The sequence below is a fragment of the Falsigemmobacter faecalis genome (genome assembly GCF_003863335.1).
Taxonomy (GTDB): domain Bacteria; phylum Pseudomonadota; class Alphaproteobacteria; order Rhodobacterales; family Rhodobacteraceae; genus Wagnerdoeblera; species Wagnerdoeblera faecalis.
The window spans coordinates 24,983-37,846 of record NZ_RRAZ01000033.1 but is presented as its reverse complement, the minus strand read 5'-3'; the positions used below and the strand labels follow the sequence as shown (position 1 = coordinate 37,846).

Annotated in this window: 14 protein-coding genes; 1 reads left to right on the top strand and 13 read right to left on the bottom strand. The window is 63.6% G+C overall.

The features are described 5' to 3' along the window. The first annotated feature begins 26 nt into the window (after positions 1 to 26). Entirely contained in the window at positions 27 to 1,196 is a 1,170-nt protein-coding gene (locus EG244_RS16950; RefSeq protein WP_124966365.1) for an IS30 family transposase, read from the top strand. Positions 1,197 to 1,227: 31 nt separating this feature from the next. Here EG244_RS16950 and EG244_RS16945 read toward each other — a convergent pair whose 3' ends face one another. The 13 genes from EG244_RS16945 to EG244_RS16885 all read right to left on the bottom strand — a co-directional run bounded on the left by EG244_RS16945 (position 1,228) and on the right by EG244_RS16885 (position 12,746). Continuing rightward, positions 1,228 to 1,959, bottom strand: a complete 732-nt coding sequence (locus tag EG244_RS16945) for a hypothetical protein (RefSeq protein ID WP_124966364.1) — start codon at positions 1,957 to 1,959, stop codon at positions 1,228 to 1,230. Positions 1,960 to 2,046: 87 nt separating this feature from the next. Continuing rightward, on the bottom strand, positions 2,047 to 3,072 hold the full coding sequence (locus tag EG244_RS16940) for a type IV secretion system protein (protein WP_124966363.1): 1,026 nt from the start codon (positions 3,070 to 3,072) through the stop codon (positions 2,047 to 2,049). Next, positions 3,072 to 3,485, bottom strand: a complete 414-nt coding sequence (locus tag EG244_RS16935; RefSeq protein ID WP_124966362.1) for a hypothetical protein — start codon at positions 3,483 to 3,485, stop codon at positions 3,072 to 3,074. Before EG244_RS16935 ends, EG244_RS16940 begins: the two co-directional genes overlap by 1 nt. 11 nt (positions 3,486 to 3,496) lie before the next feature. Continuing rightward, positions 3,497 to 4,501, bottom strand: coding sequence for an ATPase, T2SS/T4P/T4SS family (locus EG244_RS16930; RefSeq protein WP_124966361.1), 1,005 nt, complete (start codon positions 4,499 to 4,501; stop codon positions 3,497 to 3,499). Continuing rightward, complete coding sequence (locus EG244_RS16925; protein WP_124966360.1) at positions 4,501 to 5,769, bottom strand: TrbI/VirB10 family protein; 1,269 nt, start codon at positions 5,767 to 5,769, stop codon at positions 4,501 to 4,503. The genes EG244_RS16930 and EG244_RS16925 overlap by 1 nt, the downstream gene beginning before the upstream one ends. After that, the gene (locus tag EG244_RS16920) at positions 5,766 to 6,467 is read right to left on the bottom strand and encodes a TrbG/VirB9 family P-type conjugative transfer protein (RefSeq protein ID WP_124966359.1); all 702 of its coding nucleotides are present in this window, start codon (positions 6,465 to 6,467) and stop codon (positions 5,766 to 5,768) included. The genes EG244_RS16925 and EG244_RS16920 overlap by 4 nt, the downstream gene beginning before the upstream one ends. Beyond that, positions 6,464 to 7,132: a virB8 family protein gene (locus tag EG244_RS16915; protein WP_124966358.1), complete on the bottom strand. Its 669-nt coding sequence runs from the start codon at positions 7,130 to 7,132 to the stop codon at positions 6,464 to 6,466. Before EG244_RS16915 ends, EG244_RS16920 begins: the two co-directional genes overlap by 4 nt. Further along, positions 7,129 to 7,899, bottom strand: a complete 771-nt coding sequence (locus EG244_RS16910) for a type IV secretion system protein (protein ID WP_124966357.1) — start codon at positions 7,897 to 7,899, stop codon at positions 7,129 to 7,131. Before EG244_RS16910 ends, EG244_RS16915 begins: the two co-directional genes overlap by 4 nt. After that, positions 7,896 to 9,080, bottom strand: coding sequence for a lytic transglycosylase domain-containing protein (locus EG244_RS16905; protein WP_124966356.1), 1,185 nt, complete (start codon positions 9,078 to 9,080; stop codon positions 7,896 to 7,898). Before EG244_RS16905 ends, EG244_RS16910 begins: the two co-directional genes overlap by 4 nt. A 213-nt stretch (positions 9,081 to 9,293) precedes the next feature. After that, positions 9,294 to 11,648: a VirB4 family type IV secretion system protein gene (locus tag EG244_RS16900; protein WP_233589050.1), complete on the bottom strand. Its 2,355-nt coding sequence runs from the start codon at positions 11,646 to 11,648 to the stop codon at positions 9,294 to 9,296. Beyond that, on the bottom strand, positions 11,638 to 11,916 hold the full coding sequence (locus EG244_RS16895) for a type IV secretion system protein VirB3 (protein WP_124966354.1): 279 nt from the start codon (positions 11,914 to 11,916) through the stop codon (positions 11,638 to 11,640). The genes EG244_RS16900 and EG244_RS16895 overlap by 11 nt, the downstream gene beginning before the upstream one ends. Before the next feature lie 18 nt (positions 11,917 to 11,934). After that, on the bottom strand, positions 11,935 to 12,228 hold the full coding sequence (locus EG244_RS16890) for a TrbC/VirB2 family protein (RefSeq protein ID WP_124966353.1): 294 nt from the start codon (positions 12,226 to 12,228) through the stop codon (positions 11,935 to 11,937). Next, positions 12,228 to 12,746 carry a lytic transglycosylase domain-containing protein gene (locus EG244_RS16885; protein WP_325050398.1) on the bottom strand — a complete coding sequence of 173 codons (519 nt, stop codon included), beginning with the start codon at positions 12,744 to 12,746 and terminating at the stop codon, positions 12,228 to 12,230. Before EG244_RS16885 ends, EG244_RS16890 begins: the two co-directional genes overlap by 1 nt. Positions 12,747 to 12,864: the final 118 nt, after the last annotated feature.

Sequence of the window (12,864 nt, the reverse complement as noted above, 5' to 3'; positions counted from 1 at the left end):
TAGGGGCGCTCTATCCTAAGGCGGATTTGTGCAACAACGCCCATCGGCGGCGTATCTTTTTTACCGATCAGCAGAAGACCGAGATTTGGGATCGTTGGCAACGCGGGGAGTCCATGAATGCGATCGGACGAAGCTTTGATCGCTCGTCCTCGTCGGTCCATCCCCTATTGGCACGCACTGGTGGCATACGCCCTCCATCGCGTGTCAGATCCTGTCGGGCCCTGTCATGCTCTGAGCGTGAAGAGATCTCACGAGGCTTGCATGCGCGGGATAGTTTACGTGCCATAGCAGGCAGGCTGAAGCGCTCACCTTCTACAATCAGCCGGGAGGTCAACCGCAATGGCGGTCGTGTTGTTTATCGCGCAACGTCTGCGGATCAATCGGCGTGGGATCGGACCCGTCGGCCTAAGACCTGCAAGCTGGTGGGCAAGGTCCATCTATGTCGCATCATATCGGCAAAACTCTTACGTAAATGGTCTCCCGAACAAATTGCAGGCTGGTTGATGCGCGAACATCCAGGCGATCCAGAGCAGCGTGTGTCGCATGAGACGATTTACAAAAGCTTGTTCATTCAGACACGTGGCGTTCTCAAGAAAGAGTTGCAGGCGCATTTGAGAACAAGGCGCTCGATGCGGCGCCCGCAATGTTCGAGCCTGAAAGGCCAAGGCTTGGGGCAAATTCGAGAGGCCGTCTCAATCCGAGAGCGCCCGGCCTCTGCTGAGGATCGTGCCATTCCCGGGCATTGGGAGGGAGATCTCCTCGCAGGCTCAGGCAATAGCTTCATCCTGACCCTGGTGGAGCGCCACTCGCGCTTTGTGATGCTCGCCAAAGTGCAAAACAAGGATAGCCAAAGCGTGACATCTGCCTTGATCAAACAGGCTCAAAAGCTGCCGCGTGATCTCTATCTGTCGCTTACCTGGGATCGGGGGACGGAAATGTCCGGCCATCAGAACTTCACAATCGCCACAAACATCAACGTCTACTTCTGTGATCCACAAAGTCCCTGGCAGAGAGGTACAAACGAAAACACGAACCGCCTCTTGCGCCAATATTTTCCTAAGGGCACAAACTTATCTGGGCACAGTCAGGCAAAGCTCAGCGCGGTGGCAAGACAACTCAATGAACGTCCGCGAAAAACCCTTGGCTACAAAACACCCGCGGAAAAGTTTCAGGCCTGTGTTGCTGCGATCCTTTGAACCCACCGCCCAAAGCGGTCATAGGCTCCGCTCAATGACGTGTTGACTTCCGTACCAAACCATCGGTGCCCAGCATCAATGTCGCTTCCCAAAGCAGCGTTTTCACAAAGGTGGCCTTTTCCAACTGATACCGAGGCTCTCCGTCGATCCTTTCCAGAAGCCCGATCCAGATCAGTGGCCGCAGGACATAGAGCGAGAGAGCATGCAATCCGTCATTGTAGGATGGCCGATCGCGCTCCGTCGGGTCTTCGCAGAAGATCTCCCGTAAACGGGCACCTGTGACCCCGCCCTCGGCCTCGACATTCAGAATATTCAGATAAATCCGCCAGTCCGGGCGGGCCGCTCCAGCGTCAAATCGCGACAGCGTGCTGTGATTAAACTCTGTCAGCCACCATGGCAGGATCTCAGAGAAGAGCGCTGCGGGACGGCCGGCAAGTGCCTGCCCGGATTTGGTCAGCCGGAAGTTGCCCTTGTAGTGGCGACCGAGCTTCATTTGGAGCAGCAGGTCATGGATGACCATGAGGGGCAGGAAATCCTGCTCATTGAGCACACGGTTGACGGCGTAGAGATCCTCGGGCCGATGGCCAGGCCAGTCGAAATGATGCGCGGCCCATTCGACGAAGACCCGTTTGAAAGCCGTTGAGGGCGTGAGCGGGATGGGGCCGTGCTCTTCGATCCAGGCCATGAGGAGAAGGATGCCCCGGATCAGCGGAGAGGCTCGCAGGGCAGGGTGATCATCAGAGATCGGTTTCAGGGCAATCATAGGGTTTCTCCTCGCTGCAGATCCTGCAGCGGAGGGATGCGGAGATCCAGCACCCCCGATCAAAGTTTCTGACCGGGGTACCGGATTTTACTGTCCCAACCGCCGTGCGCGTTCAGCTATGCGGGCGATTTGTGCGCCGCTGCTCAGGACTGCTGCCCGCGTCGCCGCAGGCGTCTGAATAATAGCGCGCCCGGCGAGCTCTGTGCCGCTCAGGCCGCCGCTTAGTGCCCGGGCCTGTACAGAGCGGGTATTGGCGAGCCCACGCGTGAGGCCGGCTGCCCCTGCGGCCACCGCCGGCCCCGCGATCAGCATGAAGTTGCCTGACAGCCCCCGCACGATGATCGGGGTTGCCGCGACAAATCCCTTCGCCAAAAACACCATGACAAAGAAGGGCACCAGCGACCCGATATTGGTGGCAGAGGCAGGATCACCCAGTTCAGCCAGCAGGGCATTGGCCATGCCGACGACCGTTGAGAACATCGCTGCAATGACTACCGGGTAGAAGGCATAGCTTACGGTGGTCGAGATCCAGCGATGGAAGTAATCTTTCGTGGCATCAAAGAGGGAGAGGGTGATCATCAGAGGCGCGAGGCCCAGCATAAGCGACAACATCATCTTGCCAAAAATCAGCACGATGCCGGTCAGGAAGCCCAGCAGGCTCAGCATGATGAGACCCAGCCCACCCAGAATGGCGCCCGTCATCCAGCTGAGATTGCCGCCGATGGCGTTCAGATATTTGCTGAACTGTTCAATCAGGTTGTCAAACTCGGCCGCGAAGTGACCTGCCCCAGCTCCACTGCCGCCGACTGAAGCGACCAATGTGCCGGCAATATAATCAAGCCCACCGGTCACGGCGGTCGCCACCGCGTTAAATTCAGCCCAGTTGAATGCAAAGAGCCCGATCAGCGATAGCTTCAGTAGATACCAAAAGAAGCTGGAGCCATCCATGCTCCGGTACTGGAATGCCATGTTCAGAAAGAGCGCGATGATGGAGAGCGTAACCATGAGCAGCGCTGCTGTGCCAAGGTGACCGGCGACCGCGCCAAACTGACTTTCCGCGGCAGAGGCGAGAAAGCCATCGGCACTTCCGACCATCCAGCTGACCACCCCCATTACCAGTTGCCCTGCGCGCGGCAGACGGTTTCCACTGCGGATCTCAGTTGTGCCGCTTGGCGCCGGAGCTCTCGCTGCTTTCGGGTGTGTTCAGCTGCACTGAGCAGCCTGATGGTTTTATCATACTCGTTTCCTGCATTGGTCCAAGGTGGGAACCGGGTCGCACAGGAACAATCCTGACTGCGAACAATCGTCTCCCATGAGCGCAGTTCATAGAGTTCCATCAGCGTCACTGCGCGATAAGCTTCCCGCGGGACGATTGTCTCCATCCACGCCAGTCTTTCGGGCCGGTCATTACAGATCCGATAGCGCTGCGGGTTCAGGCTGACGGTCAGATCTCCGCTGATCGGCACCTGAGCCTGGGCCGTGAGGGGCAAAAGGGTCATGACCAGGGCCATGGTGAGGAACTTCATCTGCAGATCTTTCAGGAGGGGGAGGAGGCGGTGTCGCCTTGGGCATCGTCCTGCCCGGGCAGCCAGATCTCGGTGATCCCGCGCCGGCCGCCGTGGCGGCCGGTCTGAATGATCACATCGATGGAGCTGCGGATGTAGCGCAGCATATCTGCATGGCTCATCGGAAGCTCGGTCTTGAGAGCGGCAATGGCGAGGCGCTGCAGCGCCAGTTGTGGGGTTTCCGCGTGAAGTGTGGTCAGAGATCCGCCGTGACCGGTGTTGATCGCCTCAAGGAAGGTCAGCGCTTCACGGCCACGGACTTCGCCGAGCACAATGCGGTCGGGACGCAGCCGCAGAGCGGCCGTCAGCAGCGCATCGGCGCTGCGGGCCTCGTTGTCGCGGTCTGCGAGCAGTGTCACCACATTGCTCTGCTCGGGACGGAGTTCAGCGGCTTCTTCGATTGTGAGGATCCGCTCACTGTCGGGTACCAGCGAGAGGATCTTGCGGGCGGTGACGGTTTTGCCGGTCGAGGTGCCGCCCGCGAGGATCATGTTCAGCTTCTCAGAGACGCAAAGCTGCAGCGTGGCCGCGATATCGCCAGTGGCAATGATTGCGCGGAGTTCGCGTGCCATTGCCGCGCGCCGCGCCTCTTCTTCCCGCGGGGCGCCGTGCAGATAACTGAGGTTAATCTCGCTGAGCGGCAGGCTGGAAAAAAACCGCAGCGAGATCGCAAAGCCGCCCTCCGTCACCGGCGGCTGGATCACCTGGGCGCGGATCGGGCGGCCCTGACAGGCAATGCTGACGGAGACAATGGGCCGGCGCGAACTCAGCGTGCTGCCGGCGACCGAGGCGATCTGCGTGCCAAGATCGCGGATCTCTGTGGGGCTCAGTGTGACACCGAGGGGGTGCATGTGCAGATCACCGCGAACTTCCGCAAAAATGCGCCCGTCGGGATTGATGCAGATCTCAATCAGATCTTCGCGGCGGATTGTCGGGCCGAGCCGCTCGAGGGAGAGCTCCAGATAGCTGGTGTCCATCACAGGATCTCCAGATCACGATCGACCATGACGGTGATGCGGCTCCCCTGCGGCACCCGGATAACCGGGCGCAGGGTCAGATAGTCCTGCATCACACTGCGGCTGGCGTCGCGCAGATCACCCGCGACATCGCCTGCGACGTCCCCCGCGCGTTCGCTTTCCACCCCGGCGCGCGCGAGATCCGGCACGGCACCGATCAGTGAGATCAGCGCCGCCGAGCCAAACCTTTTGCCGAAGCGGCTGTTGACATGTCCGCTGACGCCCGCCCGGCCGAGCTCGTCGCCGCCATAAGCGCTGAGGGTGACGCTTTGATGATCGGGCAGCAGGATCCGGTCCCAGGCCACCGTAACCCGTCCTTGGGCGAGCCCGACATCGGCTTTATAGCGCCCCAGCAACTGCGCGCCGCGCGGGATGAGCACACGCGAGCCGTCAAGTGCGTGGACATCTTCGGAGACCACGGCCCGCAGCACTCCGGGCTGGCTGCTGTCCATTGCGCTTTCCAGCACCGCCTGAATGACCGTCCCCTGCAGGACGGTATGGCCTGGGTTCACGATCACCGCGGCGCGGCTGACCGGGGCCGCCACCGCACCTTCGCGCACAAAGGCCTCCGTCCCGCTGAGCCTGCGGTCCTCCGCCGGAGATTTGCTGCCGGCGTCGGAGCCGGTCCAGGCAATCAGCGGCGAGGTGATGCGGTCCCCGGGGGCAGATCCTCGCGGCGCGCGGCTGTCTGAGCCGGTGTCTCCGAGCTTTGCGAGTTCCAGATCCATCCGCAGCCGTTCGAGCTCGCGGTCGCGCTCGGTCAGCTGGCGCTCCAGTGCGTCTTCCGCCGCACGAGCCGTGGCTTCCATCTGCGCCAGTTGCGCAGAGAGCGCGGTCAGGGCTTCCGGATCACTGCTCTGCGGGCTCTCGATCACAACGGGACGGGATTTGAGCGTCGCAAGTTCGCTTTGCAGCGCGGCGAGGCTTTTACGCAGCTCCTCTTCCGCCGGGGTGGGCCCGGCCGGGGCTTCCGCACGCGGCTTCACCGGCACGGGCGGCGGCAGATCGCCAAAGCCCGAGCCGAGGGTCTGGAACTCTTCGGGCGCCGCCGTTTGCAGCGGAGGCTCAGCCGGTGCGCTGCTCAGCGCCCAGAGGAGGCAGCCCCCCATCAGAAGGCCCGCGCCCCCCAAAGCAAGCGGCAGCAGTGCTTTCGGGCGGCCCGACACTTTCCCGCTCGCAGCTTCCAGCGCTTTGAGGCGGGCAGAGAGATCGGCAGGCTCCGTGCTCATGCGCCGGCCCTCGCCTTAGCGGCGTCCTCAATGCAGATGACTTCCTCGCCGATGCGCAGCACCCATTGCCCGCTGGTGCCCGAGACCCGCATGACGCCCTCGCTTTGTACGACCGCATTGACCAGGCGTTCTTTGCTGCCACTCATCCGGAAGATCGCCGGCATGGGCGCATCCGGTGCGAAGCGGAAATACGTAAAGCGGCCGTCGTCCCAGACGGCTTCCGGGCGAAAGGCGCCGTCACCGCTGGCGGCATAGGCGTAGTTCGGTGCGGCGGAAGCGACCGCGCGGCTGGCCCGGCTCAGCGGCTCGGGATAGCGGAACTGCACGACGTAATGCGAGGTCGTGCCCGCCTCCACGACGTGGAAATAGTAGGATCGGCGGTTGGTATAGACGATGATATTGGTCGCGGCCCCTTCAAGCACAGGCTTGATGGCGAAGGCCTGGCCGCCGGGCACACCGTCAAACTGGAAGCCCGCGGTGTCGCCCGCGATGATCGAGCGGATGGTCTCGCCTGTCCCAAATTCGATCGAGGTCACGCGGGTCAGCGAAGTCACGACCCGGTAGACCTGACCTTCGGTCCAGGTGGCGCTCCGGACGCGGCTGTCATGCGGGCCGGAGCGCGGGGTGGTTTCGGCAAAGCCCGGGGCAGTGGCGCAGAGCAAAAGCGCGCTCAGGGCACAGGTGAGGGGGCGGATCATTCAGAGCGGTCCGATCGGATGGCATATTGGGTGACGGTGAAGCCGAAGGGATTTTGCCAGACTTGATCGAGATCGCGCGGGGCTTCGGGGCGGAACGCAAACATCAGGGTGGCTGTGAACTGGCCGGTCTGATTGCTCTGAGGGCTGATCAGCTTCTTGCGCAGCCGCACCTGGGCGCGGTTTGTGCCGATCAGCGAAATGCTGGCGATCTCAACGGACATCTCCGCGCCGGCGCCGTAGCGGGAGGGCGGATAGTCGGGCTGTCCGCTGGTCCAGAGCGCGCGCATGCCGGCTCCAGCCTGACCATCCGACTGGGTCAGCACGCGGCGTACCCGCAGGTCATTGTCGAGCTGGTTGTAGCTCTCACGGTCATGGATATAGCGGTAGATCTGGGCTTCGGTGACGGCGGGCCGCTCGGAAAGGTGCACGGCCTCCACCGTGGCCCGCGGCAGGGCGAGACCCGTTGCGGGATCATAGGGCACAATCAGGGGCGGCGGGGCGTCGACCATGAGGGCAACGGCGGCGGCAGCGAGGCAGCCGGTGACGCCAAAGCCCGCGCCGATGATCCCCATCAGACGCCACTGACCTTCGCGGCGCAGCGCGCCGCAGATCAGCTCTTCCTCGACGACCTCCTGAAGTGAGGTCAGGTTAGCAGCAGCGGTCATTTGAGCTCCGGAAGCGTGAAGTCCATGTAGCGGCGCTCCTCCGCCAGGGTGGCGGCATCGATGAGACCGGCAGTGCCGGCACCGATGGTCTGGATGGCCTCGAGCTCCCAGATACGGGTCATGGCGATGGCCAGCTCTGCAGTGACGCGGGTGTTGTGATCCATAGAGGCCTTGAGGTCTTCCATCTCGGGGATCAGGCTCACGAGGTGCTCCACGCGCTGCAACGATTGCCCCGCCTCGGCGTGGCTGTTTTGCGCAGCCGTTGAGATCACGGCACCCGTGCTGGCGCGGGTTGCGATGCCTTCGGCACCGGGTTTACCGCTGGTGGCGATCTTTTGCAGGCTGTCGCTGTCAAAGCCGGCTTTTGCGAGGGCCGCTTCCATCTGCGTGCCGAGCGGGCCTGCGGCGCCACCGATCAGGCCACTCCAGTCCCCGGCCTGAATGCCGCGGATGAGACCCGAAAGGTCTGAGAACTTTGCCTCGAGAAGCCCGTCGAGACCTTCGCCCAGCAACAGGCCGGGAATGGATCGCGGGCCGGTGAGGGCTGCATAGGTGGAGCGCAGCTGATCGAGCTGGTTTTGCACGAGGCTGAGGGTTTTGAGGAGGGTGTCGAGCTGGTCGGTCTGGATCCCGAAATCCTCCAGCATCTGCTGCAGCTGCCGGATCTCCTGCGCGATATTGCGGGTGTCGATGGTGGGCACGCCCTGAGCAGCGGCGGGCAGGTTGAGGGTCAGCCCGAGCCCTGCGGCGAGAAGGAGTTGTTTCATTGGAGGTTTTGACCTTCCCAGATCATATAGCGCCGATCAGCCGCCTGCTCAGCGGCCAGACGCAGTTGCTCGGCGCCCTCGGGCGCGAGGCGGGCGGCTTTGATGCGGGCGCGGATGGCGAGGATGCGGGCGAGTTCCGCGCGGGCGTAGCTGTTGAGCGCAAGCGCTTCCTGCGCGTCACGGGTCTCGGGAATACGGCGGATGATCTCCTGCAGCCGTGCGGCGACGGTGGTGACTGAGACCGTGGCATAATCGCCGTACGAACCGGCACTGTGAGCTGAGAGGCTGAGGCCCGCATTGGCGAGCAGGACCGGATCAATGCTGCCGCGCGCCTCCGGACCGCCGATCTCCGCGAGATAGCGGTTATATTGCGCGGGCAGGCTCAGCACATAGTTTTGCGTTTCGGCGAAGGGCGGCACGCCACCGTGGCTGCGGACATTGCCGGGCCCGGCGTTATAGGCGGCGAGCGCATGGATAAGATTGCCGTCAAACATCGCCAGCATCTGCGCGAGATAGCGCGCGCCACCGGTGAGCTGGAGGTAGGGATCGTCGTAATAGTCAGGCAAAATGCCAAGATCGCCCGCGGTGGCGGGCATGATCTGGGTCAGCCCATAAGCGCCGACGGGGGAGCGCGCACCAATCTGGAACCGGCTTTCCTGCCAGACCAGGGCCTGCAGCAGACAGCGCCATTGCAGCGGGCTCAGACCGGCAGCGGTGATGCCGGGCAGGCCGTGGGTCTCCTCGGCGGCACGAATGATCAACGCCTCGATATCGGCTTTTGCATCGCCAAAGAGGCGAGCGGCCGCGGGGTTGGGGTCGTCTGCGCCATAAAGCGAAGCCGCGGATGACCCAGGGGAGGTGCCGTCCTCCAGCGCGCGGAGTGCGGAGGACTCGGTATGCTCATGGGCTGTCGGATCCCGTTGGAGCGCAGCTCCGATGCCCTCCAGCGCCGCCAGCTGGGCCTCGCGCAGCTGCGCGAGCTCAGCCTCGCGGCTGCGCCTTGCACTTTGCAGCGTCAGATCGCGGTCACGCTGCGCGATGATGGCGCCCGTGCGCAGAAAGCCCGCCGCGTCAAAGACGGGCACGCCCTGGGCGGCAAGCGGCAGGGGAGCCAGGAAGGCCGAGCCGAGAATAACTGCGCAGGTCGCAGAACGCCTGCGGGGCTGGCGCTCAGCCCGCATGCTGCAAGGGCCGGAAGTGACAGGGACCGGGCAGGGCCGTGTCAGCGGTGCCGCGGGTTGAGAGGGTCACGGTCGGGGTGAGAGCGGTTTGCTCACTTGTGAAGCAATTGGGCTTGATGGCCTCGCCTTTGGAACAGGCGGCCAGAAGGAGGAGCCCGCCGAGCGCGAGACCTGCGACAGGGCGGAGACGGCAGATCGGGGTGAGGGGGTGCATCAGAGGAGTTTCCAAAAATCCGGGCGGCTGCGGTAATCGGATCCTGCGAGCTGTTCGCCGGTCTCCATGCCGCCAAGGAGGGTCACGAGGGGACCAAGCGCCGAGAGATCGGCATCGATCACGGTAGAGCCGCGGTCATCACGCACCAGGGCCAGCCGGGCGTTGCCGGGCGCGCTGGTCAGAAGACCCAGTTCTTTCCCGGAGAGCCCGAGGAGCGCATAATCCGCGGCGGTCGCCCGGATGTTTGGCAGCAGGATCTGGGTCGGCACGGCTTCAATAATGGTTTTGCCGGTGCGGCTGCGTTCCAGCTGGCTGGCGTATTGCGTCATCATCACGACAACGGCGTTTTGTTTACGGGCGGTGACCAGCCAATTGTTCAGCCGTTCGGCGAAATAGTCATTGTCGAGCGCTTTCCAGGCTTCATCGATCAGGATGACGGTGGGGCGGCGATCCTCAATCACCCGCTCGACGCGGCGGAAGAGATAGGAGAGCACCGCCATGCGCTCGCGCGGGCTCTCAGAATCCAGAATGCCGGTGAGATCAAAGCCTGAGACCTCCCCACCGATTTCAAAGCTGTCCTGTGCACCGGCGCCGAAGATCCAGGAATAGCGGCCATTGCCACACCATTCCTGCATGCGCTCAAAGAGATCGCCCTCGTCATCGGTGGAGACAAGGAGCGAGGCGAAGTCCGACCAGTTGCGCAGCCGCGCGTCGCGAGCGCCGGCGTTCTGGCGCACGACCTCCTGCAGGCGGTTGGTCTGCACCGGGCTCAGGGGCTGGTCGGGACGCTCAAGAAGGGCTGCGAGCCAGTCGGCAAGCCAGGCCTGGCCGCGGGGATCGATCTCGGTCGCCAGCGGATTGAGGCCGGTGGTACGCCCGGCGCGGATAGTGGAATAGCTGCCACCCATGGCGCGCACGGCCATTTCCATGCCGGCGCGGTAGTCAAAGACGAAGAGCCGGGCGCCGGCGCGCCGTGCCATGGCCATCAGGAAGGCGGCAAGGACGGATTTGCCCGAGCCCGGGCGGCCCAGGATCAGGCTGTGGCCGCTGGTGGGCTCGCGGTTGGGCGCGCCCGTCTCATGGAAGCTGAAATGAAACCCCGAACGCTCGGGCGTTGGGAAGAGGACCAGCGGCACGCCCCAGGGCAGCTCCGTGGCCGCTTTGCCGGTGGGGCTGCGGTGAAAGGTGGCCAGATCGGCGAAATTGTGGTTGGTAATCGTGGCTTTGCGGCTGCGGGCGGCGCTGTTGCCCGGATGCTGGGCCATATAATGCGCCCGCGCCCCGAAGCTCTCGGAGATCAGATTGATGCCGGAGGAGGCCGCAATATTGCGCACCTCCGCGCAGATCTCATCAAGATGAGCAGGGGTGCGGGCATAGACAGCGACGCTCATATGATGATCGCCAAAGATCAGCCGCCGGGCTTCGAGATCATCCTGGGCCTCCGCAAGCTCTGCCTCGAGGCTGACGGCGCCGTCTTTGCTGGCCTGCATCAGACGCAGCTGGCGCTTGATGCGGCCGGCCATCAGGTTGGAATTGATCGGGGTGAAGGAATGGCTCACCACCATATCGACGGGCAGGTTCAGCTCATCGAGCATCAGGCTGTCGGTGCGGGCTGGATAGGTTTTGACGGCAAAGATCTCGCCGATCTTCTCGCCCGAAGCCCCTTCCGAGAGATGGATCCTGCGACCTTTAAAGGTCGCACGGGTGTTGGAGACATCCTCAGCGATCAGCCCGAAGAGTGAGCGCGCGAAGAGCGGATGTTCTGCCCCGGTGTTAAGGCTGCCGAGGAAGCCCAAAAGCTCGCCGCTGGCCGCGGTCAGCAGCCGCGGCTTCAGCTCAGCAAAGGTCGGCAGCAAAAAGCCGGTGACCTCGTCGAGATGACGCATGCGGCGCTCCAGCTCGCCCGCGAGTGCTGCGCGGGAGCGCAGGGCGGTGAGGCTCATGCGAGGCGAAGTGGCGGGCCGCTGCAGAAGGGTGAGGGTCAGGCTTTTATCGCGCAGCCCTGCCCCGGCCAGATGGGCCTGCCAGCGCCGGTCCAGCGCGGCTGCAAAGCTGTCACCGGTGATCGGCGGCAGGCGGGTGTCGACGGCCTTTGAGACCTTGTGGAGATACCAGGAATAGCCTGTGCCGATCTGGGCGATGACGCCGGCGAGGAGCCCGCCGATGCGGTCGAGATGGGCCGTGTCGCTGGTGCTGCTGCCAATTCCCTCAAGGCGGATGCACTGCATCAGCTCATTGCCGCGGGTGCGGATGGTGTGATCGTCCACGAGGCTGACATAGGGCAGCATATGGGCGAGCCGGCGCTCCCGGGCGAGCCAGTTCGGCGTTGCGTGAAAGCTTGGATCAGGGTGCATAGCTGTCGCCATCGTGGTGTTTGCGGTTCCGCGTGGGCGGGGTCTCCTGCAGGGTGATGGCGAGCACATCGAGGAAGTTCGGGTCGCGGTCTGCGGCCTTCCACAGAAGAGGCCAGATCATCAGAGCGAGCGCCGCGATGACCCAGCTCTGCACCCAGAGAAAGAGCAGCACTGAGCCAAAGAGCCAGGACATGGCATAGAGGATTGGCAGACCCAGCAGCCGCGGCGGACGCAGAAGGCCGATGAAAAGGGGGGAAGGATCCGGCATTCTGCACCTGCTGTCTGATCAGGTGGTCCAGATGGCGGCGACGATGGTCGGTGCGGCCGCGATGCCGGCGATGGCCACGACGACCCAAAGCGCCTGACGGAAGTCCAGAATACCGAAAAGCCAGGAGAGGAAGACGCCGATCATCGCGAGCGTGCCAATCACCATGCCCAAGGGACCAGTGATGGCATCGACGATGCCCTGCAGCAGCGTCTGGACAGGGGAGAGGTCAATACTTTGCGCGAGCGCGGGGGCCGCGAGCCCGAGGGTGAGGGTGAGGAGGGCTGCGGTGGAGATGAGGCGGCTATGGGTCATCAGACCTCTCCTTTGAGGCGCGCGACCACTTGGGCGACGCGGGCAAGATGGCTGCGGGTCTCGGGATAGGGGGGAATACCGCCGTGGCGGCGCACGGCTTCGGGCCCGGCGTTATAGCCGGCGAGCGCGAGCTCGGTTGTGCCGAAAAGTGCGAGCATCTGCAGCAGATAGCGCGCCGAGCCGTCGAGGTTCTGACGCCAGTCATAAGGATCCACGCCGAGATCCGCCGCCGTTGCCGGCATCAGCTGACCGGGGCCGATGGCCCCTGCCGGGCTGAGGGCCTGCAGCTGATAACGGCTCTCAACCTCGATGTTCGCGCGGTAAAAGAGCATCCAGTCGGAAAGCGTGAGCCCGGCTGCTTTGAGTGCACCGTGTCCGGCGTAACGCAGGGCCGTGGCCTCAATGGCCTGCAGGACCTCCGCAGCGGGCGCGGGCGCATGATCCCGGTCTGCAGGAACGGGGTCGGCCTTATCAGCCGACCGGTCGTTTTGTTCAAAGAGGAAAAGAGATCCAGGCACTCGAGGCTTCGCGGTGCCTTTGCCGCTGATCAGCCGACCATCCCCCTGCACCCGAAACACAAAGTCAGCGCCAGGCTCGGCGCAGACGGGCAGGGCGCCGGCGCCCAGAAGCGCCAGC

What these genes read in the sequence shown, in the direction of transcription:
- EG244_RS16945 (WP_124966364.1), bottom strand. Translation starts at nt 1,959, where the DNA reads ATGATTGCCCTGAAACCGATCTCTGATGATCACCCTGCCCTGCGAGCC.
- EG244_RS16940 (WP_124966363.1), bottom strand. Translation starts at nt 3,072, where the DNA reads ATGGGGGTGGTCAGCTGGATGGTCGGAAGTGCCGATGGCTTTCTCGCC.
- EG244_RS16935 (WP_124966362.1), bottom strand. Translation starts at nt 3,485, where the DNA reads ATGAAGTTCCTCACCATGGCCCTGGTCATGACCCTTTTGCCCCTCACG.
- EG244_RS16930 (WP_124966361.1), bottom strand. Translation starts at nt 4,501, where the DNA reads ATGGACACCAGCTATCTGGAGCTCTCCCTCGAGCGGCTCGGCCCGACA.
- EG244_RS16925 (WP_124966360.1), bottom strand. Translation starts at nt 5,769, where the DNA reads ATGAGCACGGAGCCTGCCGATCTCTCTGCCCGCCTCAAAGCGCTGGAA.
- EG244_RS16920 (WP_124966359.1), bottom strand. Translation starts at nt 6,467, where the DNA reads ATGATCCGCCCCCTCACCTGTGCCCTGAGCGCGCTTTTGCTCTGCGCC.
- EG244_RS16915 (WP_124966358.1), bottom strand. Translation starts at nt 7,132, where the DNA reads ATGACCGCTGCTGCTAACCTGACCTCACTTCAGGAGGTCGTCGAGGAA.
- EG244_RS16910 (WP_124966357.1), bottom strand. Translation starts at nt 7,899, where the DNA reads ATGAAACAACTCCTTCTCGCCGCAGGGCTCGGGCTGACCCTCAACCTG.
- EG244_RS16905 (WP_124966356.1), bottom strand. Translation starts at nt 9,080, where the DNA reads ATGCGGGCTGAGCGCCAGCCCCGCAGGCGTTCTGCGACCTGCGCAGTT.
- EG244_RS16900 (WP_233589050.1), bottom strand. Translation starts at nt 11,648, where the DNA reads ATGCACCCTGATCCAAGCTTTCACGCAACGCCGAACTGGCTCGCCCGG.
- EG244_RS16895 (WP_124966354.1), bottom strand. Translation starts at nt 11,916, where the DNA reads ATGCCGGATCCTTCCCCCCTTTTCATCGGCCTTCTGCGTCCGCCGCGG.
- EG244_RS16890 (WP_124966353.1), bottom strand. Translation starts at nt 12,228, where the DNA reads ATGACCCATAGCCGCCTCATCTCCACCGCAGCCCTCCTCACCCTCACC.